18 protein-coding genes and 1 riboswitch are annotated in these 19,861 nt (G+C 71.4%); of the genes, 11 read left to right on the top strand and 7 right to left on the bottom strand.

Translation table 11 applies throughout. The features are described 5' to 3' along the window. Positions 1 to 6 precede the first annotated feature (6 nt). Positions 7 to 2,247 carry a glycogen debranching protein GlgX gene (gene glgX, locus ACIBA9_RS35635; protein ID WP_399369588.1) on the bottom strand — a complete coding sequence of 747 codons (2,241 nt, stop codon included), beginning with the start codon at positions 2,245 to 2,247 and terminating at the stop codon, positions 7 to 9. 232 nt (positions 2,248 to 2,479) lie between these two features. On the opposite strand from glgX, the gene ACIBA9_RS35630 reads away from it, so the two are divergent. From ACIBA9_RS35630 to ACIBA9_RS35595, 8 genes are all read left to right on the top strand, one after another. Next, positions 2,480 to 3,703 carry an Ig-like domain-containing protein gene (locus ACIBA9_RS35630; protein ID WP_399369586.1) on the top strand — a complete coding sequence of 408 codons (1,224 nt, stop codon included), beginning with the start codon at positions 2,480 to 2,482 and terminating at the stop codon, positions 3,701 to 3,703. Between the two features lie 206 nt (positions 3,704 to 3,909). Next, positions 3,910 to 5,139 (top strand): Ig-like domain-containing protein, encoded by a 1,230-nt coding sequence (locus ACIBA9_RS35625; protein ID WP_399369584.1) that lies wholly within the window; start codon positions 3,910 to 3,912, stop codon positions 5,137 to 5,139. Between the two features lie 79 nt (positions 5,140 to 5,218). Further along, positions 5,219 to 5,986 carry an enoyl-CoA hydratase-related protein gene (locus ACIBA9_RS35620; RefSeq protein ID WP_362161898.1) on the top strand — a complete coding sequence of 256 codons (768 nt, stop codon included), beginning with the start codon at positions 5,219 to 5,221 and terminating at the stop codon, positions 5,984 to 5,986. Between the two features lie 299 nt (positions 5,987 to 6,285). Continuing rightward, positions 6,286 to 6,789, top strand: coding sequence for an ATP-binding protein (locus ACIBA9_RS35615; RefSeq protein WP_399369582.1), 504 nt, complete (start codon positions 6,286 to 6,288; stop codon positions 6,787 to 6,789). A gap of 98 nt (positions 6,790 to 6,887) precedes the next feature. After that, on the top strand, positions 6,888 to 7,676 hold the full coding sequence (locus tag ACIBA9_RS35610; protein ID WP_399369580.1) for a polysaccharide deacetylase family protein: 789 nt from the start codon (positions 6,888 to 6,890) through the stop codon (positions 7,674 to 7,676). Further along, entirely contained in the window at positions 7,676 to 8,863 is a 1,188-nt protein-coding gene (locus tag ACIBA9_RS35605) for a hypothetical protein (protein ID WP_399369578.1), read from the top strand. The genes ACIBA9_RS35610 and ACIBA9_RS35605 overlap by 1 nt, the downstream gene beginning before the upstream one ends. A gap of 128 nt (positions 8,864 to 8,991) precedes the next feature. Then, a complete protein-coding gene (locus ACIBA9_RS35600) occupies positions 8,992 to 9,204 on the top strand; it encodes an EF-hand domain-containing protein (RefSeq protein ID WP_362161888.1) in 213 nt (70 codons plus the stop codon). A gap of 131 nt (positions 9,205 to 9,335) precedes the next feature. Next, positions 9,336 to 10,034, top strand: a complete 699-nt coding sequence (locus ACIBA9_RS35595; protein WP_399369615.1) for an NADPH-dependent F420 reductase — start codon at positions 9,336 to 9,338, stop codon at positions 10,032 to 10,034. A 16-nt stretch (positions 10,035 to 10,050) separates the two neighbouring features. Here the strand turns inward: ACIBA9_RS35595 and ACIBA9_RS35590 are convergent, their stop codons facing one another. From ACIBA9_RS35590 to gcvT, 6 genes are all read right to left on the bottom strand, one after another. After that, a complete protein-coding gene (locus ACIBA9_RS35590) occupies positions 10,051 to 10,605 on the bottom strand; it encodes a GH25 family lysozyme (protein WP_362161882.1) in 555 nt (184 codons plus the stop codon). Positions 10,606 to 10,640: 35 nt separating this feature from the next. After that, the gene (locus ACIBA9_RS35585) at positions 10,641 to 11,681 is read right to left on the bottom strand and encodes a phosphatidylinositol-specific phospholipase C domain-containing protein (protein WP_399369575.1); all 1,041 of its coding nucleotides are present in this window, start codon (positions 11,679 to 11,681) and stop codon (positions 10,641 to 10,643) included. Positions 11,682 to 12,199: 518 nt separating this feature from the next. Next, the gene (locus tag ACIBA9_RS35580; RefSeq protein ID WP_399369573.1) at positions 12,200 to 13,567 is read right to left on the bottom strand and encodes an L-serine ammonia-lyase; all 1,368 of its coding nucleotides are present in this window, start codon (positions 13,565 to 13,567) and stop codon (positions 12,200 to 12,202) included. Positions 13,568 to 13,677: 110 nt separating this feature from the next. Continuing rightward, positions 13,678 to 14,958 (bottom strand): serine hydroxymethyltransferase, encoded by a 1,281-nt coding sequence (gene glyA, locus ACIBA9_RS35575; RefSeq protein ID WP_362161876.1) that lies wholly within the window; start codon positions 14,956 to 14,958, stop codon positions 13,678 to 13,680. 14 nt (positions 14,959 to 14,972) lie between these two features. After that, entirely contained in the window at positions 14,973 to 15,350 is a 378-nt protein-coding gene (gene gcvH / locus ACIBA9_RS35570) for a glycine cleavage system protein GcvH (RefSeq protein ID WP_399369570.1), read from the bottom strand. 116 nt (positions 15,351 to 15,466) lie between these two features. Then, positions 15,467 to 16,594 (bottom strand): glycine cleavage system aminomethyltransferase GcvT, encoded by a 1,128-nt coding sequence (gcvT, locus tag ACIBA9_RS35565; RefSeq protein WP_399369568.1) that lies wholly within the window; start codon positions 16,592 to 16,594, stop codon positions 15,467 to 15,469. 157 nt (positions 16,595 to 16,751) lie between these two features. Continuing rightward, positions 16,752 to 16,844, bottom strand: a riboswitch (glycine riboswitch). 173 nt (positions 16,845 to 17,017) lie between these two features. Between gcvT and ACIBA9_RS35560 the strand changes: the two genes are divergently transcribed. From ACIBA9_RS35560 to ACIBA9_RS35550, 3 genes are all read left to right on the top strand, one after another. Further along, complete coding sequence (locus ACIBA9_RS35560) at positions 17,018 to 17,704, top strand: AAA family ATPase (protein WP_399369613.1); 687 nt, start codon at positions 17,018 to 17,020, stop codon at positions 17,702 to 17,704. A gap of 91 nt (positions 17,705 to 17,795) precedes the next feature. After that, on the top strand, positions 17,796 to 18,587 hold the full coding sequence (locus ACIBA9_RS35555; RefSeq protein WP_399369566.1) for an enhanced serine sensitivity protein SseB: 792 nt from the start codon (positions 17,796 to 17,798) through the stop codon (positions 18,585 to 18,587). A 140-nt stretch (positions 18,588 to 18,727) separates the two neighbouring features. After that, positions 18,728 to 19,546 carry an enhanced serine sensitivity protein SseB C-terminal domain-containing protein gene (locus tag ACIBA9_RS35550; protein ID WP_399369564.1) on the top strand — a complete coding sequence of 273 codons (819 nt, stop codon included), beginning with the start codon at positions 18,728 to 18,730 and terminating at the stop codon, positions 19,544 to 19,546. The last annotated feature ends 315 nt before the right edge of the window (positions 19,547 to 19,861 follow it).

Below are 19,861 nucleotides of genomic sequence, written 5' to 3'. Positions count from 1 at the left end.
GCGTATTCAGGCGACCTTCAGCAGCAGCACCGCCCGGGCCGGCACCCAGATCTCCGCGCCCGCCCGGTGGACCGCGTCCGGCGCCTCGGCCTGCTCCTCCCGGGAGGTGTCCACGACCACCTCGTACCGCTCGGCCCACGGCGGCCCGGGCAGTACGAAGCCGGTCGGCCGGTCGCCCGCGTGCAGCACCGCGAGGAAGCTGTCGTCCACGATCGCCGCCCCCCGCTCGTCCCGGCCCGGGATGTCCCGCCCGGAGAGGTACATGCCGAGCGTCGCCGCCGGCGCGTACCAGTCGCGCTCGGTCATCTCCGCGCCCCGCGAGGTGAACCAGGCCAGGTCCCGCAGCCCGTCCGCCGAGTGGGCACGGCCGGAGAAGAAGGCCCGCCGGCGCAGTACCGGGTGCCGGTGGCGCAGCGCGATCAGCCGGGAGGTCAGATCGCACAGCGCCCGCCAGCCCGGCTCCGCCAGCAGCGACCAGTCCAGCCAGCTGATCTCGTTGTCCTGGCAGTAGGCGTTGTTGTTGCCGCGCTGGGTGCGGCCCAGCTCGTCACCGGCCACCAGCATGGGCACGCCCGTGGAGAGCAGCAGGGTGGTCAGCAGGTTCCTGAGCTGCCTGCGCCGCAGCGCGCGCACCCGCTCGTCCTCGGTCTCGCCCTCGGTCCCGCAGTGGAAGGCACGGTTGTCGTCGGTGCCGTCCCGGTTGCTCTCCCCGTTGGCCTCGTTGTGCTTGCGCTCGTAGGTGACCAGGTCGCGCAGGGTGAAACCGTCGTGCGCGGTGACGAAGTTGACCGAGGCGTAGGGGCGCCGGCCGCCCCAGGCGTACAGGTCGCTGGAGCCGGAGAGGCGGTAGCCCATCTCGCGCACGTCCGGCAGGGCGTGCCGCCAGAAGTCCCGGACCGCGTCGCGGTAGCGGTCGTTCCACTCCGTCCACAACGGCGGGAACGCGCCGACCTGGTAGCCGCCCGAACCGATGTCCCACGGCTCGGCGATCAGCTTCACCCGGCGCAGCACCGGGTCCTGGGCGATGACGGCGAGAAAGGGGGAGAGCATGTCGACGTCGTGCATCGAGCGGGCCAGCGCCGCCGCGAGGTCGAAGCGGAAGCCGTCGACGCCCATCTCGGTCACCCAGTAGCGCAGCGAGTCGGTGATCAGACGCAGCACCTGGGGCTGCACGACGTGCAGGGTGTTGCCGCAGCCGGTGTAGTCGGCGTAGCGGCGGGCGTCGTCCTGGAGGCGGTAGTAGCCCCGGTTGTCGATGCCCTTCAGGGACAGGGTCGGTCCCAGCTCGCCGGCCTCGGCGGTGTGGTTGTAGACCACGTCGAGGATGACCTCGATGCCGGCCGCGTGCAGGGCCCGCACCATCCGCTTGAACTCGCCGACCTGCCCGCCGGACGTACCGGAGGCCGCGTAGGCGGCGTGCGGCGCGAAGTAGCCGATGGAGTTGTACCCCCAGTAGTTCTTCAGGCCCCGGCGCAGCAGATGGTCCTCGTGCGCGAACTGGTGCACGGGCAGCAGCTCGACGGCCGTGACACCGAGGCGCACCAGGTGCTCGATCGCGGCCGGGTGCGCGAGACCGGCGTAGGTGCCGCGCAGTTCCTCCGGGATGCCGGGGTGCAGCTTGGTGAAGCCACGGACGTGCAGCTCGTAGATCACCGAGTCCGCCCACGGCGTCTTGGGGCGCCGGTCGTCGGACCAGTCGTCGTCATCGTGGACGACGACACCCTTCGGCACGTACGGCGCCGAGTCCCGCTCGTCGCGCACGGTGTCCGCGACCTGCTGCTCCGGCCAGTCCCGCACATGCCCGTACACCTCCGGCGGGAGCCGGAACTCGCCGTCCACCGCCCGCGCGTACGGGTCCAGCAGCAGCTTGGCCGGATTCCAGCGGGCGCCGGTCCACGGGTCCCAGCGGCCGGCCACCCGGTAGCCGTACCGCTGCCCCGGCATCACACCGGGCACGAAACCGTGCCATATCTCGTGCGTCAGCTCGGTCAGGGGAACCTGCGTCTCGCGGCCCCGCTCGTCGAACAGGCACAGCCGGACCCCCTCCGCCCCGGCCGCCCACAGCGCGAAGTTGGTGCCCGCGATCCCGTCCGGGCCGACCCGGAACCGGGCCCCCAGCGGGGTCGCCGCGCCCGGCCACACCGTCGGGGCGGGGGGTACGGCGCGCCGGGCGCCGTTCACCGCCGCCGGTTGCCCGCTCCCGGCCGGCTCCCCGGCCGGTGCCCGCTGCTCGGCTGCGCTCGTCACCTGTCGGCCCCTCTTCCAGTGGCTCGCCCCGGAGTGGCGCAGTAGGCCGCGCCCGACGGCCGGGCATGCCTGTCGGCACCCTCGGCCACCCGGCCCGGCCGCGCCCCGACGGCTCCGGCGCGGGCTGGGCCCCCTCCGGGGAGGTTCCCAACGTGTCGTCCTTCCCTCTGTTCTGCCCAGCGCGTGCGTCGCACTCACGTTTCCCCGGGGCGGGCCCGTCGTTGAGCCCCGCGTGAGGCACCTACAAGGACGCGCGCGGCGCGCGTGGGCCGCGCTGGCGGCCGTAGTGATGGGGGCAGGGCTGCTGGCCGGCTGCTCCCAGGACGGCTCAGGACCGCTGGGCATGGGAGGAGGGCCGGGCAGAGCCCCGGCCCCCGAGGACGTCATCCGCGTCACCCCCGACGACGGCGCCAAGGCCGTACGCGCCGGTGAACGGCTGCGGGTACGGGTGCCCGGCGGGCGGCTGGAGAAGGTGACCGTCGTCAAGTCGCAGGACGCGCAGGACACCCCGGTCGCCGGGCACATCAGCGAGGACGGACTGAGCTGGCAGCCCTACCGGGACCGGCTGTCGCTCGCCGCGAAGTACACCGTCGACGCGGTCGCGCTGGACTCCCAGGGCCGCCGCTCCGCCCGGCACGCCACCTTCACCACGTATATCCCGGGCGAACGGTTCATCGCCTACGTCAGCCCCGAGAACCGTGCCACCGTCGGCACCGGAATGATCGTCTCCCTGTCCTTCAGCCGCGAGATCACCGACCGCGCGGCCGTCGAACGCGCCGTCAGCGTCCGTGCGCGGCCCCCCGTCGAGATCCGCCCGCACTGGTTCGGCAAGGGCCGCCTGGACTTCCGCCCGGAGCACTACTGGAAACCCGGCACCGAGGTGACCGTGGACCTGCGCCTGAGGGACGTCGAGGGCGCGCGCGGGGCCTACGGCCTGCAGCACAAGAGCTTCTCCTTCACCGTCGGCCGCAGCCAGGTCTCCCTGGTCGACGTGGCCAAGCACACCATGGACGTCCGGCGCGACGGACAGCTCCTCGCCACCGTCCCCATCACGGCGGGCGCCCCCAAGCACCCCAGCTACAACGGGAAGATGGTGGTGATGGACATGCTGGAGGTCACCCGCATGAACAGCCGAACCGTCGGTTTCGGCGGCGAGTACGACATCACCGACGTCCCGCACGCCATGAAGCTCACCGACTCCGGCACCTTCCTGCACGGCAACTACTGGGCCCCGGACGCCCCCGGCCGGGAGAACATCAGCCACGGCTGCGTGGGCCTCATGGACGTCAAGGGCGGCAGCTCGGACACCCCCGCGGGCTGGTTCTTCGACCGCAGCCTCGTCGGGGACGTCATCGAGATCGTGCACAGCAAGGACAAGACCGTCGCCCCCGACAACGGCCTCGGCGGCTGGAACATGGACTGGGCACAGTGGAAGGCGGGCGGCGCGGTGAGGTGAGCCCGTCCGCTTGCGCCGACCGACGGGCGCACGTGGCAAGTGGCAGGTGGGGGAGGGGGTCGAGGGCGGCGGTGGGCGGCGGAAGTTGCGACGCAACGGTGACATTCGCCTGACACCACGCTCAAAACCCGGCGGTTACCATGCCCCAATGCGCGCGGGAAGCGCCGGGGCGTGGGCCTGACCTGGGCCTGTGAGGGGAGAACGACTTGAACGTGCGGCCGATATCGGGGGCATCGGTTGGGGGGCGGGGCACGGGCCGCAAGGGCCTGGCGTTGGTGGCCGGCACACTGCTGCTGGCGCTCACCGCGTGCGGCGGGGGCGATGACCCGGGCCATGGTGACGGCAAGGGCGTGAGCGGTGCCCGGCAGGGCAAGCAGTCGTCCGCCGCCGTCACCATCACCCCCAAGTCCGGTGCCACGGGCGTCGACACCAGCGACGCCCTCAAGGTGAACGTCTCGGGCGGCAAGCTGTCCGAGGTCACCGTCGTGGACGCCAAGGGCGCGAGGATCGACGGGGCGATATCCGGCGGCGGCGTCTCGTGGACGCCGTCGACCCATCTGGCCGCCGGCACCAAGTACACGGTGCACGCGGTCGCCAAGGACTCCGAGGGCCGCAAGGCCGCCGAGGACTCCAGCTTCACCACGCTGACCCCGAAGAACACCTTCGTCGGTTACTTCACCCCCGAGGACGGCTCCACCGTCGGGGTCGGCATGCCGTTCTCCGTCCGCTTCACCCGGGGCATCACCCACCCGGAGGACGTCGAGAAGGCCATCACCGTCAAGACCGAGCCGGCCGTCGACGTCGAGGGCCACTGGTTCGGCAACGACCGCCTGGACTTCCGCCCGCGGCAGTACTGGAAGGCGGGCACGAAGGTCACCGTCGACCTCGACCTGGACGGCGTCGAGGGCCGTGACGGCGTCTACGGCAAGCAGCACAAGACTTTGAAGTTCACCATCGGGCGCAACCAGGTCTCCGTCGTGGACGCCAGGAAGCACACGATGAAGGTCACCCAGGACGGCAAGGTCGTGCGGACCATCCCGGTCACCACCGGCAAGCCCGGTTACGACACCTGGAACGGCCAGATGGTCATGAGCGAGAAGCTGGCCGTGACCCGGATGAACGGCGAGACCGTCGGCTACGGCGGCGAGTACGACATCAAGGACGTCCCGCACGCCATCCGCCTCACCGACTCCGGCACCTTCATCCACGGCAACTACTGGGGCGGCGACGCCTTCGGCAACTACAACGCCAGCCACGGCTGCGTCGGCCTGCGGGACGTGCGCGGCGGGTACAGCAAAAGCGTCCCGGCGGCCTGGTTCTTCGACCACTCGATGATCGGCGACGTGGTCGTCGTCAAGAACGCCCACGACCGCACGGTCAACCCGGACAACGGCCTCAACGGCTGGAACATGTCCTGGGCCGAGTGGAAGAAGTGAGCCACCCCTGACGTGCGGGCCCGGTGCTGTGACGGACGGCACCGGGCCCCTCGTCGTTAGTCCCCGTTAACCTGCCTGCATGACCGTCACTCTCGAAGTCGCCGAAGGCGTCGCAACGCTGCGTCTGGACCGGCCGCCGATGAACGCGCTGGACATCGCCACGCAGGACCGGCTGAAGGAGCTCGCCGAGGAGGCCACGCGCCGCGACGACGTGCGCGCCGTGGTCATCTACGGCGGCGAGCGGGTGTTCGCGGCCGGCGCGGACATCAAGGAGATGCAGGACATGGACCACGCGGGGATGATCCTGCGGTCCCGCGCCCTGCAGGACGCCTTCACCGCGGTGGCCCGCATCCCCAAGCCGGTCGTCGCGGCGATCACCGGCTACGCGCTCGGCGGTGGCTGCGAACTCGCCCTGTGCGCCGACTACCGGATCGCCGCCGACAACGCCAAGCTCGGCCAGCCCGAGATCCTGCTCGGCCTGATCCCGGGCGCCGGCGGCACCCAGCGGCTGCCCCGGCTGGTCGGCCCCGCCAAGGCCAAGGACCTGATCTTCACCGGCCGGCAGGTCAAGGCCGACGAGGCCCTCGCCATCGGGCTGGTGGACCGGGTCGTGCCGGCCGCCGAGGTGTACGAGCAGGCGCACGCCTGGGCGGCCCGGCTGGCCCGGGGCCCCGCGATCGCCCTGCGTGCGGCGAAGGAGTCGGTCGACACGGGCCTGGAGACCGACATCGACACCGGGCTCGCCGTCGAACGCAACTGGTTCGCCGGTCTGTTCGCCACCGAGGACCGCGAGCGGGGCATGCGCAGCTTCGTCGAGGACGGCCCGGGCAAGGCCAAGTTCGGCTGATCGCAGGTGAGGTGAACTTCGCCGTAACTCCTTTGTGATCAAGCACAGTTGACGTGCCGTCTCATTCGCGTCGCTCGTTGGGGCGGTTTATGGGAGCCTTAAGGCAGCCTTAAGTCCCGTGCGGTGAGGGAGTCTGACGGTTGCCGGAGAGCGAGGCGTCCTCGCAGGTCAACCGGCCCGTACCGGACGTCGGTATGCCCTGGGCATATGACGATCGACCGGTGCGGACCGGGGGTGTGCGAGGGGCGTATTCCTCCGGAACGGCCCCCAAGTCGGCGGCGGGCCGCCATCATGGGGGCATGGCGGGGCTGGAGGGCATCGAACAGCCGCGGGGACACGGCCGTGCGACCGCGGCGCGCTGGTCGCCTGCGGTCGAGGACGAACAGGCGCTCAAGGCGCTCGAACTGTTCGGCAACCCGACGGAGGCGGAGGTGCCGCTGCCGTCCCGCCCCGAGTCCGCGGCCACCGCGCGCCGGCTCGCCCAGGTCGTCGTCCTGCGCACGTGGCGGCTGACCCCCAGGCTCACCGAGGACGCGGTCTTACTCGTGTCGGAACTCGTCGGCAACGCCGTGCGCCACACCGGCGCCCGGGTCTTCGGCCTCCGGATGCGCCGCCGGCCCGGCTGGATCCGCGTAGAGGTCCGCGACCCCTCACGCGGACTGCCCTGCCTGATGCCGGTCCAGGAGATGGACGTCAGCGGCCGCGGCCTCTTCCTCGTGGACAAGCTCTCCGACCGGTGGGGCGTGGACCTCCTCCCGCGCGGCAAGACCACCTGGTTCGAGATGCGGGTCACCGACCGCTGAGCCCCGGCGGCCGGCCCCCCTCGGGCCCCCCTCCGCAGCGACCCGGAATCGCCCCCCATTTGGGCTAATCGGGCATTTTCTTACCTATCACCCCTTAAATGGTGCGGGTGACCACGACCAACCGACGTGAGGTGCTGCGCGCGGGCGCCGGGCTCGCCGCCGGCGGTGCGTTCGGCGCCGGTTGCGGCTCCGGCCGGACCACCGCGCCCCCCGGCGCGGTCTCCCCGTCCGCCGGCCATGCCGCGGCCACCGTCCAGGCCGCCCCCACCCCCCGCGCCTACCCCGGACAGCCCACCCAGATCACCCACGGCCCGCGCACCCGCCCCCGGGTCGCCCTCACCTTCCACGGTCAGGGCGACCCCGCCATCGCCCACTCCCTGCTCACCGAGGCCGAGAAGCGGGGCGCACGCCTCACGGTGCTCGCCGTGGGCACCTGGCTGGACGAACACCCGGACGTCGCCCGGCGCGTCCTCGACGGCGGCCACGACCTCGGCAACCACACCCAGCGGCACATCTCCGTCAACGACCTGCCGGAGGCCGAAGCGGCCAGGGAGATCACCGGCTGCGCCGACCGGCTGGAGCGCCTCACCGGTTCCATCGGCACCTGGTTCCGGCCCTCCCGCGCCCCCACCGCCTCCCCGCTCGTCGTCCGGCTGGCCCGCGCCGCCGGCTACCCGCACGTGCTGTCGTACGACGTCGACTCGCTCGACTACACCAGCCCCGGCGCCGCCGCCGTCACCCGCAACGTCCTGGCCGGCGTCACGGCGGGCTCGGTGGTGAGCCTGCACTTCGGATACCAGGACACGGTCGCCGCCCTGCCCGACCTCCTCCACGAACTCGACCGTCGCGGTCTGCGCGCGGTCACCACCACGGAGCTGCTGAGCTGATGCGAACCACGAAAGCCGCCCGCCTGCTGGCCGCCGGTGCCGCGGTCACCGCCCTGACCCTGCTGACCGCGTGCGGCGGCGGCACCCACGCCCACGAGGACGAGGCCCTCGGCAGCAAGGCACCGGTCCCGCAGCCGGTGCAGAAGGCCCGGGTGGACGTGCTGCCCGGGATGCCGGCCGTGGAGGACCCCGGGGACCTCTACTCCGCCGACCGCCCCGGCCGGCTCTCCCCGGTCGTCAAGGACTTCCCGTCCCGGGTGTACGTCCCCAACACCAACTCGAACACGGTCACCGTGATCGACCCCGCGACCTACCGGATCCTGAAGACCATCCCGGTCGGCCGCCAACCCCAGCACGTGGTGCCGTCCTGGGACCTGAAGACCCTCTGGGTCAACAACGACCTCGGCAACAGCCTGACCCCGATCGACCCGCGGACCGGCAAGGCCGGGGCGCCGGTCGACGTGCACGACCCCTACAACCTGTACTTCACGCCCGACGGCAAGTACGCCGTCGTCATGGCCTCCATGGACCGCCAGCTCGTCTTCCGCGACGCGCACACCATGAAGGTCGTCAAGACGGTCCCGGTCAGCTGCTACGGCGTCAACCACGCCGACTTCTCCGTCGACGGCCGCTACTTCATCGTCTCCTGTGAGTTCAGCGGTGAGGTCCTCAAGGTCGACACCGCGCGGATGAAGGTCGTCGAGCAGGAGAAACTGCCGTTCAAGGGTGCCATGCCGCAGGACGTCAAGATCTCCCCGGACGGCAAGCTGTTCTACATCGCCGACATGATGGCCAACGGCCTGTGGATCCTGGACGGGGACAAGTTCACCCGGCCCCGGTTCCTCGCCACCGGCAAGGGTGCCCACGGCCTCTACGTCAGCCGCGACTCCCGCGAGATGTACGTCTCCAACCGGGGCGAGGGCTCGATCTCCATCTTCGACTTCACCCGGAACCGGCTCACCAAGAAGTGGCATCTGCCCGGCGGCGGCAGCCCCGACATGGGCGGCGTCTCGGCCGACGGCAAGGTGCTGTGGCTGTCCGGCCGCTACAACGCCGAGGTGTACGCCATCGACACCCGCACCGGCGCTCAGTTGGCCCGCATCAAGGTCGGCAGCGGGCCGCACGGACTGGCCGTCTATCCGCAGCCCGGCCGCTACTCCCTGGGGCACACCGGCATCTTCCGCTGACGGTCCCTTCGGCCTGCCGGGCGGGCGTACGGAGGTGGTCGTGGCGCTGCGCACCTGGCAGGGCCGTTAATCTGACCAGCGACAGTACGCCGGTACGGCATGAAGAAACGACCAAAAGGGGCGGATCGGTGGCGGACATCGAGGAAGCACGCAAGCAGTTCCAGCGGATCGACGCGGACGGTGACGGATTCATCACCGCGGCCGAGTTCAAGTCCGCCCTCGCCCAGGGGGGTGACTGGAACGTCACCGACACGGTGGCGGAGAGCCTCATCAAGACCCGCGACCTGAACGGCGACAAGGTCCTGTCGTTCGACGAGTTCTGGGCCTACCTGGACAAGTGACGGGCCCGAAGGGGGTGCCCTCCCGTGCGCGGACGCCGCGGGAGGGCACCCCCTTCACCCGATTGCCGCGAAGCCGGAATACCCACCCGCCGACGGGGGTTGACGCTCACCGTACAGACGTATGCATGCGCATGCACCGCGCATGTATCGATACCCGGAGGCGTGGCATGCAGATCGGCATCATCGGCGCGGGCAACATCGGCGGCAACCTCACCCGGCGGCTCACCGCCCTCGGCCACGACGTCGCCGTGGCCAACTCGCGCGGCCCCGAGACGCTGAAGGAACTGGCCGAGGAGACCGGCGCGACCGCGGTCCGCGCCACGGACGCGGCCAAGGGCGCCCAGGTAGTGGTCGTCACCGTCCCCCTGAAGGCGGTCCCGGACCTTCCCGGCGGCCTGCTGGACGGCGCGGCCGAGGGCGCCGCCGTGATCGACACCGGCAACTACTACCCGCAGCAGCGCGACGGCCGGATCGCGGCCATCGAGGACGAGGGCGTCACCGAGAGCCGCTGGACCGAACGGCACCTCGGGCACCCGGTGATCAAGGCCTTCAACGGCACCTACGCCCAGGACATCCTGGACCGCCACCGCCCCGCGGGCGACCCGGAGCGCATCGCCCTCCCGGTCGCCGGCGACGACGAGGCGGCCAAGCGGATCGTCCGGGAACTGATCGACCAGCTGGGCTTCGACACCGTCGACGCGGGCGGCATCGACGACTCCTGGCGCCAGCAGCCCGGCACCCCGGTCTACGGCCTGCGGGAAGGCACCGAGGGCGTGCGCAAGGCCCTGGCCGAGGCGTCCCCGGAGCGGCCGGCGGACTTCCGGGGCTGAGCGGGTCCGCTCGGTCTCAGCGCGTGGCCCACTTGCGCAGGTCGGCCTTGGTCGAGAAGTGGGCCACGTCCTTGTCGTGGGGTTCGCTGGCGTACTGGTGGAACCGCCACGAGGCCTTGATGCGCGGCTTGCCCGCCGTCACGTAGTCGGCGATCCACAGGCCGTCCCCGGCGTAGCCGGTGGTGTCGATGGAGAGCCAGAAGCTGCGGTTGCAGTAGAGGACGACCCGGTTGTGCGGCCGGAGCGATCTGAGTTTGCGGATGAAGCTGTCCTTCTCCGCGTTGCTCGCGTGCGTGCCGTCCCCCGTCGTCTCCCAGTCGACCGCGAGGAGGTCGCCCGGGCGGTCCGGGGCGTGCTGGAGGAAGTACTCGGCCTGCTCGGTGAGGTTGCCCGGCCACAGGAAGTGGTAGAAGCCGACGACCAGTCCGGCGTCGCGGGCGGTCTTGGTCTGGGCGCCGAGCCGGGAGTTGACGTACGAACGGCCCTCCGTCGCCTTGATGAAGGCGAAGGAGAGGCCGTCCGTGTCATACGCGGAGGGCTGGAAGGCGCTGACGTCGATACCGTGGAGCATAAGAGGGTTGTGCCCCCTGAGCTCCGTCCGGAACCTCAGCTTCGGGAGGTCACCGAACCCAGCACGCTCGCCGGCTCGGCCGACCAGTCCGAGGTGATCAGGCTCGCGTGGTCCTTGGCCAGCAGGGCCAGCCGCGCGGCGACTTCGGCCTCCGTCGGGTTGGTCGAGGAGATCGCGGGGGAGACCCCGTCGGCGCCGGTCATGATCGAGATGTAGTGGTTGGCGGAGTAGAACGAGGTGTCGTAGCCGTTGTTGACGTACGTCGCCGCGTCTCCGTCGAAGAACACGAACCAGGGCCGGATCGAGGCGTCGTAGCGACTGGCGCGCGGATCGCCGTTCGCGGCGCCGAGCACGGCCGGGAAGGCCTGGGCCGCCGAGATGTGCCCGGCCGCGTACAGGTCGCGCAGGTGGTCGCCGTACTCCTGGTCCGTCCAGTAGTGGTCGAAGGGGTTGGACTGCTCCACCGTGCCCGGGATCAACTCGAAGAGGAACTTGCCCTTCAGGGAGTCGCGCGTGGGCCAGGCGTTCGCCTTCGCGGCGGCGTCGAGGGAGGAGTACGTCCCGCCCAGCAGGTCGGCCGGCTTGTACACGCTGTTGCCCAGCTTCTGCGAGACGAGCGTGTCGAACGCGTCGGCACCCATGTTCGCCCGGCCGTTGAAGCCCACCTTCATCTCCACCTTGAAGACGATCGGCGGGTGGTCGGGGTGCAACTGGTTCCAGGCGGCGATGTTGTCCAGGCAGCTGCCGAAGTCCTGGTTCCGGCTCTTGCTGTAGAGCTCGCCCGGGGTCTTGGCCGCCTCGCAGTTGTTGTCGTTGCCCAGGGGGTTGCTGTGGCTGACCCGCCAGCGGTGGGTGATGCTGTCGACGTAGACGTCCAGCTCCAGCAGCGAGGCGCCGGAGTCCAACGCCTGCGCGAAGTATGCGTACTTGCCCTTGTCGTAGGCGTTGTGCGTGCCGATCGCCGTGGTCTCGGAGAACTTCGGCGCCGCCGCGTGCGCGTTCCCCGGCAGCACCATCAGCAGAGCGCCGGCGCCCGCGAGTGCCGCCGCCCGTCTCACCACACGAACCGTTCGCATCCCTGAACTCCCCTATTCCGTAGCCGAGTTGACGGCAGCGTAAGGGGATGCGGTTACCAAGTGGTAGCCCCGCGGGCAACATCAGCCTTCCACCGGCGGACGGGGCCGAACCAACCGGTGCGAGGCGAGGTGGGGTTGCTGTACAGGCGACCTCGCCGGAGCGGGTGCGCTCCCGCGCCGGCGTCCGACCGGCGGTCGCTCTTCGTCGACCCCGACAAGGACGAGTTCGCGCCACGGCGCGCGGGCGCTACACGCTCTGCGTGCACGGCGCCGACGGCCACCGCGACCCCGCGGCAGGCGCCGGCGGGACCGCGGCCGCGCGACACGGTCGGGACCGAGGTGGCCTCACGCCGGCCCCGAAGGACTTCGCGGCCGGGAGCGCACCGTCCGGGCTCGCACCCCCGGCGGCCGCCCCCGCCTGCGCCGGCCCCTCGGCGGGGGCCGCCAAGGTCACCGCCGGGGCCGGCACCCGCTTCGTCCAGCGGTACGGGGGATGCGCGCGGGGCGGCCGAACCGGCTCAGCACTCGATGATGTTCACCGCCAGCCCACCGCGGGCCGTCTCCTTGTACTTCACGGACATGTCCGCGCCCGTGTCCTTCATGGTCTTGATGACCTTGTCCAGGGACACCTTGTGGGAGCCGTCTCCGCGCATCGCCATCTTCGCGGCCGTGACCGCCTTCACCGCGGCCATGCCGTTGCGCTCGATGCACGGGATCTGGACGAGGCCGCCGACCGGGTCGCAGGTCAGGCCCAGATTGTGCTCCATGCCGATCTCGGCGGCGTTCTCCACCTGCTCGGGGGAGCCGCCCAGCACCTCGGCCAGCGCGCCCGCGGCCATCGAGCAGGCGGAGCCGACCTCGCCCTGGCAGCCGACCTCGGCGCCGGAGATGGAGGCGTTCTCCTTGAAGAGCATGCCGATCGCGCCCGCGGCGAGCAGGAAGCGGACGACACCGTCCTCGTCGGCGCCGGGCACGAAGTTGATGTAGTAGTGCAGGACCGCGGGGATGATGCCCGCCGCGCCGTTGGTGGGGGCGGTGACGACCCGGCCGCCGGCCGCGTTCTCCTCGTTGACCGCCATCGCGTAGAGCGTGATCCACTCCATCGCGTGCGCCAGCGGATCGCCCTCGGCGCGCAGCTGGCGCGCCGAGACGGACGCGCGACGGCGGACCTTCAGGCCGCCCGGCAGGATGCCCTCGCGGGACATGCCGCGCTGGACGCACTCGCGCATCACCCGCCATATCTCCAGCAGGCCCGCCCGGATCTCCTCCTCCGTGCGCCAGGCCCGCTCGTTCTCCAGCATCAGCGAGGAGATCGACAGGCCCGTCTCCTTCGCCAGGCGCAGCAGCTCGTCGCCCGTGCGGAAGGGGTACTTCAGGACCGTGTCGTCCAGCACGATGCGGTCCGCGCCGACGGCGTCCTCGTCCACCACGAAGCCGCCGCCGACCGAGTAGTACGTCTTGGTGAGCAGCTCCGCGCCGGAGGAGTCGTACGCCCACAGGGTCATGCCGTTGGCGTGGTAGGGCAGGGCCTTGCGGCGGTGCAGGACCAGGTCGTCGTCGAAGGAGAAGGCGATCTCGTGCTCGCCCAGCACGTTCAGCCGTCCGGCCCGCTTGATCTCCTCCACCCGCTCGTCGGCCGTCTCGACGTCCACCGTGCGCGGCGAGGCGCCCTCCAGGCCGAGCAGGACCGCCTTCGGCGTGCCGTGGCCGTGGCCGGTCGCGCCGAGCGAGCCGTACAGCTCGCAGCGCAGGGACGCGACGGAACCGATCAGGTCCTCGTTGCGCAGCCGGCGGGCGAACAGGCCGGCCGCGCGCATCGGGCCGACCGTGTGGGAGCTGGACGGGCCGATGCCGATCGAGAACAGGTCGAAGACCGAGATGGCCACGGGGGAACTCCTCAATACGGTGAAGCGGGGGTGGTGCGGGGCTGACACGGGGCGCGGGCACCACGCCCACCGGTCTCCTCCAGTGTGCGCGGTGCCCCGCGAAAGGTGACTTACTTGTTCAGACCCGGGTACAGCGGGTGCTTGTCGGCGAGTGCCGTCACGCGGGCCTTCAGGGCCTCGGCCTCGGCCGCGCCGAACGACGCGGGCGCCTTCAGCGTCTCGGCGATCACGTCCGCGACCTCGGCGAAGTCCTCGGCCGTGAAGCCGCGGGTGGCGAGGGCGGGCGTGCCGATGCGCAGACCCGAGGTGACCATCGGCGGGCGCGGGTCGTTCGGGACGGCGTTGCGGTTGACCGTGATGCCGACCTCGTGGAGGCGGTCCTCGGCCTGCTGGCCGTCCAGCTCGGACTCGCGCAGGTCCACCAGGATCAGATGGACGTCGGTGCCGCCGGACAGGACGTTCACACCGGCCGCGCGGGCGTCGGCCGCGGTGAGGCGCTCGGCCAGGATCCGCGCGCCCTCCACCGTGCGGCGCTGGCGCTCCTTGAACTCCTCGCTCGCGGCGACCTTGAAGGAGACCGCCTTGGCCGCGATCACGTGCTCCAGGGGGCCGCCCTGGAAGCCCGGGAAGACCGAGGAGTTCAGCTTCTTCGCGAACTCCTTCTTCGCCAGGATGATGCCGCCGCGCGGACCGCCGAGGGTCTTGTGGGTGGTCGAGGTGACCACGTGCGCGTGCTCGACCGGGTTCGGGTGGAGACCGGCGGCGACCAGGCCGGCGAAGTGCGCCATGTCGACCCACAGGTACGCCTCGACCTCGTCGGCGATCCGGCGGAACTCGGCGAAGTCCAGCTCGCGCGGGTACGCCGACCAGCCGGCGATGATCACCTTCGGGCGGTGCTCCTTGGCGAGCCGCTCGACCTCGGCCATGTCGACCAGGCCGGTCGCGGCGTCCACGTGGTAGGCGACCACGTCGAACTGCTTGCCGGAGAAGTTCAGCCGCATCCCGTGGGTCAGGTGGCCGCCGTGCGCCAGGTCCAGGCCGAGGATGGTGTCCCCGGGCTGGGCCAGCGCGAACAGGGCCGCCTGGTTCGCGGAGGCGCCGGAGTGGGGCTGCACGTTGGCGTACTCGGCGCCGAACAGCTCCTTGATCCGGTCGATGGCGATCTGCTCGGCGACGTCGACGTGCTCGCAGCCACCGTAGTAGCGGCGGCCCGGGTAGCCCTCGGCGTACTTGTTGGTGAGGACCGAACCCTGCGCCTCCATCACCGCGAGCGGCGCGAAGTTCTCGGAGGCGATCATCTCCAGGGTGGACTGCTGGCGGACCAGCTCGGCGTCGACGGCGGCGGCGACCTCGGGGTCCAGCTCGTGCAAGGGCGTGTTCAGGACAGACATGGGACTACGACTCCTCAGGCGGCGGTGTGGGCGTCGTACTCGTCGGCGGAGAGCAGGTCGGCGGGCTCGTCCGCGACGCGTACCTTGAACAGCCAGCCGCCTTCGAAGGGGGCGGAGTTCACCAGCGACGGGTCGTCGACGACGTCCTGGTTGATCTCGACGATCTCACCGGAGACCGGGGAGTACAGGTCGGAGACCGACTTGGTCGACTCCAGCTCACCGCAGGTCTCGCCGGCCTGGACGGTGGAACCGACCTCGGGGAGCTGGGCGTAGACGACATCGCCGAGCGCGTTGGCCGCGAACTCGGTGATGCCGACCGTCGCGACGTCGGCCTCGGCGGCCGACAGCCACTCGTGCTCCTTGCTGTAGCGCAGCTGCTGGGGGTTGCTCATGGCCTGAATTCTCCTGTACGCGCGGGACTGCTGATGAAGGGGGGACGGATGAGACTGCTCGTGAGCAGGGGACACGTGCGCGGGACCACGCCGAAGCGGCGCCGCGCGCCCAGTGTCTACTTCTGGCGCTTGTAGAACGGCAGTGCCACGACCTCGTACGGTTCGTGGCTGCCCCGGATGTCCACGCCGACGCCCGCGCTGCCCGGCGCCGCGTGCGCCGCGTCGACGTAGGCCATGGCGATCGGCTTGCCCAGGGTGGGGGAGGGGGCACCGGAGGTGACCTCGCCGATCACCTGGCCGTCCGCGACGACGGGGTATCCGGCGCGCGGCACCCGGCGACCCTCGGCGATCAGCCCGACGAGCACCCGCGGCGGGTTCTGCTCGGCCTTGGCGGCGGCCGAGGCGAGCGCCTCGCGTCCCACGAAGTCGCCCTCCTTCTCGAACTTGACCACCCGGCCGAGCCCGGCGTCGAAGGGGGTCAGCCGGGTGCTCAGCTCGTGCCCGTACAGCGGCATGCCGGCCTCCAGGCGCAGGGTGTCCCGGCAGGACAGGCCGCACGGGACCAGGCCGACGCCCGCGCCCGCCTCGGTCAGCGCCTGCCACAGCGCCACGGCGTGCTCCGGCCGCACGAACAGCTCGAAGCCGTCCTCGCCGGTGTAGCCGGTGCGGGCGATCAGCGCCGGGACACCGGCGACGGTGCCGGGCAGGCCCGCGTAGTACTTCAGCCCGTCCAGGTCGGCGTCGGTCAGCGACTTCAGGATGCCGGGGGACTGCGGGCCCTGGACGGCGATCAGCGCGTAGGCGTCGCGGTCGTCGCGGACCTCGGCGTCGAAGCCGGCGGCGCGCTCGGTCAGCGCGTCCAGCACCACCTGGGCGTTGGAGGCGTTGGCCACGACCATGTACTCGGTCTCGGCGAGCCGGTAGACGATCAGGTCGTCCAGGATGCCGCCGTCGGCCTGGACGATCATGGTGTACCGGGCGCGGCCGACGCCGACGGAGGCGATGTTGCCGACCAGGGCGAAGTTCAGCAGGGCGGCCGCCTCGGCACCGGTGACGGTGATCTCACCCATGTGCGAGAGGTCGAACAGGCCGGCCTTGGTGCGCACCGCGAGGTGCTCGTCGCGCTCGGAGCCGTAGCGCAGGGGCATGTCCCAGCCGGCGAAGTCGGTCATCGTCGCGCCGAGCGAGCGATGCAGGGCGTCCAGCGCGGTATGACGCGGTTCGGTGGGTTCGGTGCTGCTCATCGGTCGGTCGTCTCCCAAGGGCACACAGGACGGGCGAGGAAAGTTCCTCCCCATCTGTCATCGGAACCTGAGAGGTTCGCCACGACCGCCACCGGGACGATCAGGACTTGCACCTTGGGTGGGACCGCCGTCGCGACGGTCCGCTTTTCAGATGTGCCTCGCCCGCGCGGTAACGGGGCCTGAGAGATTCAAGGGAGGGACTTGCTCCTTCGGCGCCCCAGTGACCTGGGGACTCTCCCGCGCGGATTCAAACGGCCGGTATGCAGTTGGCGGGCACATCATTGCACGCCGCACCCCCGCACGTCAGGGCCCGCATCTGTAACCGGGCTGTGGCTGTACGCGAACCGAACCGCCGACCTCTCCCATTACCTTCTCTTTACATGAAGCGGGCATGAGATTGACCGGGTTCACAGGGGGAGGACGATCACGGTGAACAGGACCACGGCGTACGTCACCGCAGCAGCCACCACGACCGGCGGCGCGGTGCCCGGGCAGCCGTCCGCCCCCGCTCGCGAGTACCCCTCGGAGCGCCCCGCCCCGGTCGTGCGCGACCTTCGCAACCGGGGCGGCCGCGGCCCGCGCGCCCTGCTCTTCGGCCCCCGGGACGTCGTGGTCGTCACCGGCCTGCCCGGCAGCGGCAAGTCCACGCTGATGAACCGCGCGGTCGGCGGCCCGCGTGTCGACTCCCAGGACGTCCGCGACCGCTTCGCGGCCCGACTGCCCCGGGCCCTGCCCTACGCCCTCTACCGCCCCCTGGTCCGCCTCGCCCACTACGCGGGACTGCGCCGCGCGCTGCGTACCGAGGAGGGCGTCGTCGTGCACGACTGCGGCACCCAGGCCTGGGTGCGCGCCTGGCTCGCCCGGGAGGTCCGCCGCCGCGGCGGCACCCTGCATCTGCTGCTGCTCGACGTGGCGCCCGAGGCCGCCCGGGACGGCCAGCGCGAGCGCGGCCGGCGCGTCTCCCGCTACGCCTTCCGCCGTCACCGCCGTACGGCCGCGCGGCTGCTCGGCGCGGTCGGACGCGGCGAGCTGCCCCCGGGCTGCGGCTCGGCGGTCCTGCTGGACCGGGCCGCGGCGGACGCCGTGCGGCGCATCGGCTTCTCCGGCTGAGCGCACCGGCGGGCACGCGGCCCCGGCCGCTGTCACCGCCACCCGCTAGCCTTCTTGCTCCCAGCAGTGGTTCCCAGCAGGCGGTAGGCAGATGGACTTCCCGGCGGACATTCCCGCTGACTTCCCGGCACAGGCACACCCCCACCCGCACGGCGGCTGGCCCGGCAACGAACTGGAGGAGGTGCTCTCGGTCTCCCTCGGCATACCCTCCGCCGGCGGCCGGATCGTCGAGGTCCTCGGCCGGAGCCTGCTGTGGATCCCGCTGCCCAACGGCGGGGGCCCGCACAGCGGCCCGCTGGACCTGCCGACGCTGGACATCGACGGCCAGGTGTACGTCCCGGTGTTCAGCTCCGAGGAGCAGCTCCGCCAGGCGGCCGGCTCCCACATGGGCTACACCGTCGCCCCCGCCGTGGAGTTCGCCCAGGGCCTGCCCCCGCAGGTCGGCATGGCCGTGAACCCCGGCGGCGTGGTCGGCATGCCGCTGCCGCCCCAGGCGGTGGCCGAGCTGTGCCGCGTCGGCCGCACCCCGCTGGACGGCCCCGGCACCGGCGGCCGGGTCCGGCTCTTCGAGCCCGACTGGCAGGACGACCCGGTCGACTTCCTCGCCGCCGCCTCCGCCGAGTTCGCCGGGACCGGCGTGGTCGTCACGGCCCGCCGCTGTCTCGCCGCCGTCGAGACGGCCGACCCGGTGCTGTTCGTCGGCGTCGAACTCGCCCAGTGGGAAGGCGACCTGCGCGCCCTCCCGCTGGACGCCCTCGGCAAGGCCCTCGGCAAAGTCCCGGTCAAGTGGCCGGTCAACCTGGTCCTGCTGGACGTGACGGACGATCCGGTCGCCCACTGGCTGAAAGCGAAGGTCCGCCCCTTCTACCAGCACGGCCACTGAGAACGCGCCGGAAGGCGCGCGGAAGGGCGCGGCCGGTAACGGTCCCACCGCACTCGCGAACGGACACCCGGGCCCGGACGGGCAGGCGCATAAGCTGTTCCCCACACGCGGGACGACTCCCAGAAGGGCCGGTACGACAGGTGAGCGCGAGCCACAGCGGCAGCGTCGAGCACACGCTGCGCCAGGTCACGCCCGGGCGCTACGACGCCTACGAGGCCCTGCTGCGCGCCCTCGCCACCCCGTCCACCGGCCAGATCTGGATGCTGCTGTGGCAGGGCCAGGCCGGCTCCCCGGACGCCCAGTACGGGGACATGGAGGTCGGAGGCTTCCACTACGCCCCCTGCGTGACCTCCGCCCAGGAACTGTCGGCCAGTGGCTGGAACCGTTCCTACCAGGTCGTCGACGGCCTGGACGCGGCCCGCACCCTGTACCCGGACCACTACGGCCTCTGGCTCAACCCGCACGCCCCCGGCGGCGGTGTCGGCATCCCCTGGCTGGACCTGCGGCGCATCACCACCGGCCTGGACCGCCAGCCCGCCGGCCCGCTCACGCTCACGGAACCCGGCATCGAGGTCCCGCAGTTCTACGCCCTGCTCGCGCAGAACGCCCACCGCACCCCCGCGCTGCGCTCCCTGCGCCGCGCCTGGGTGCAGCCGGCGCTCGGGACGCCGTACCTCGCCATCGGTCTGGACGTGTACGAGACCTCGCCCGCCGCGGTCGACTCGGTGCGCGCGATGATGCAGCAGTCGGTCGGGGCGGTCCCGGAGGGGCTGCCGGTGTCGACGGTCGCGATGACCGACGGCTACGACCCGGTGGTGATGTGGATGCGCGCCAACGCCCGTCCGTTCTACGACCGCGAGGCCCACGCGGGCGCGCAGCGCGCCCCGCTCCAGGCCCCGCCGCACCCCCAGGCACCGGCCGCCGGATACGGTTATCCCCCGGCGCACGGCGGCTACTGATCAACTCCTCCGCGGCCCCCTCCGTTCGGGACCGCGCTGCGTGATCTCCGTGGACCACGCGTTTCTGCGCGCGTAGACAGCGGCGGAAAGTCCCAAACCGCGCAAAATCCCCGTTCTGTCCCAACTGGGCCGTGTCCGAGAGCCGTTACCCACTGTTCGGATAACGGAATCCCCTGCACTGCATCACGGTTGCGCATACTTTCGCCGTCAGATCTGGCGGGTGATCACAGCGACGCTGAAGACTCGCGACTCAGACACGAGGTCGAGACCTCGTGATCTATGGCAAGTCGACAAAGCCGCAATCCGCGGCAGGCG

The organism is Streptomyces sp. NPDC051452 (genome assembly GCF_044454765.1).
Lineage (GTDB): Bacteria > Actinomycetota > Actinomycetes > Streptomycetales > Streptomycetaceae > Streptomyces.
Note: the sequence above shows the minus strand (reverse complement) of the source record. Positions and strands in the feature narration are given on the sequence as shown.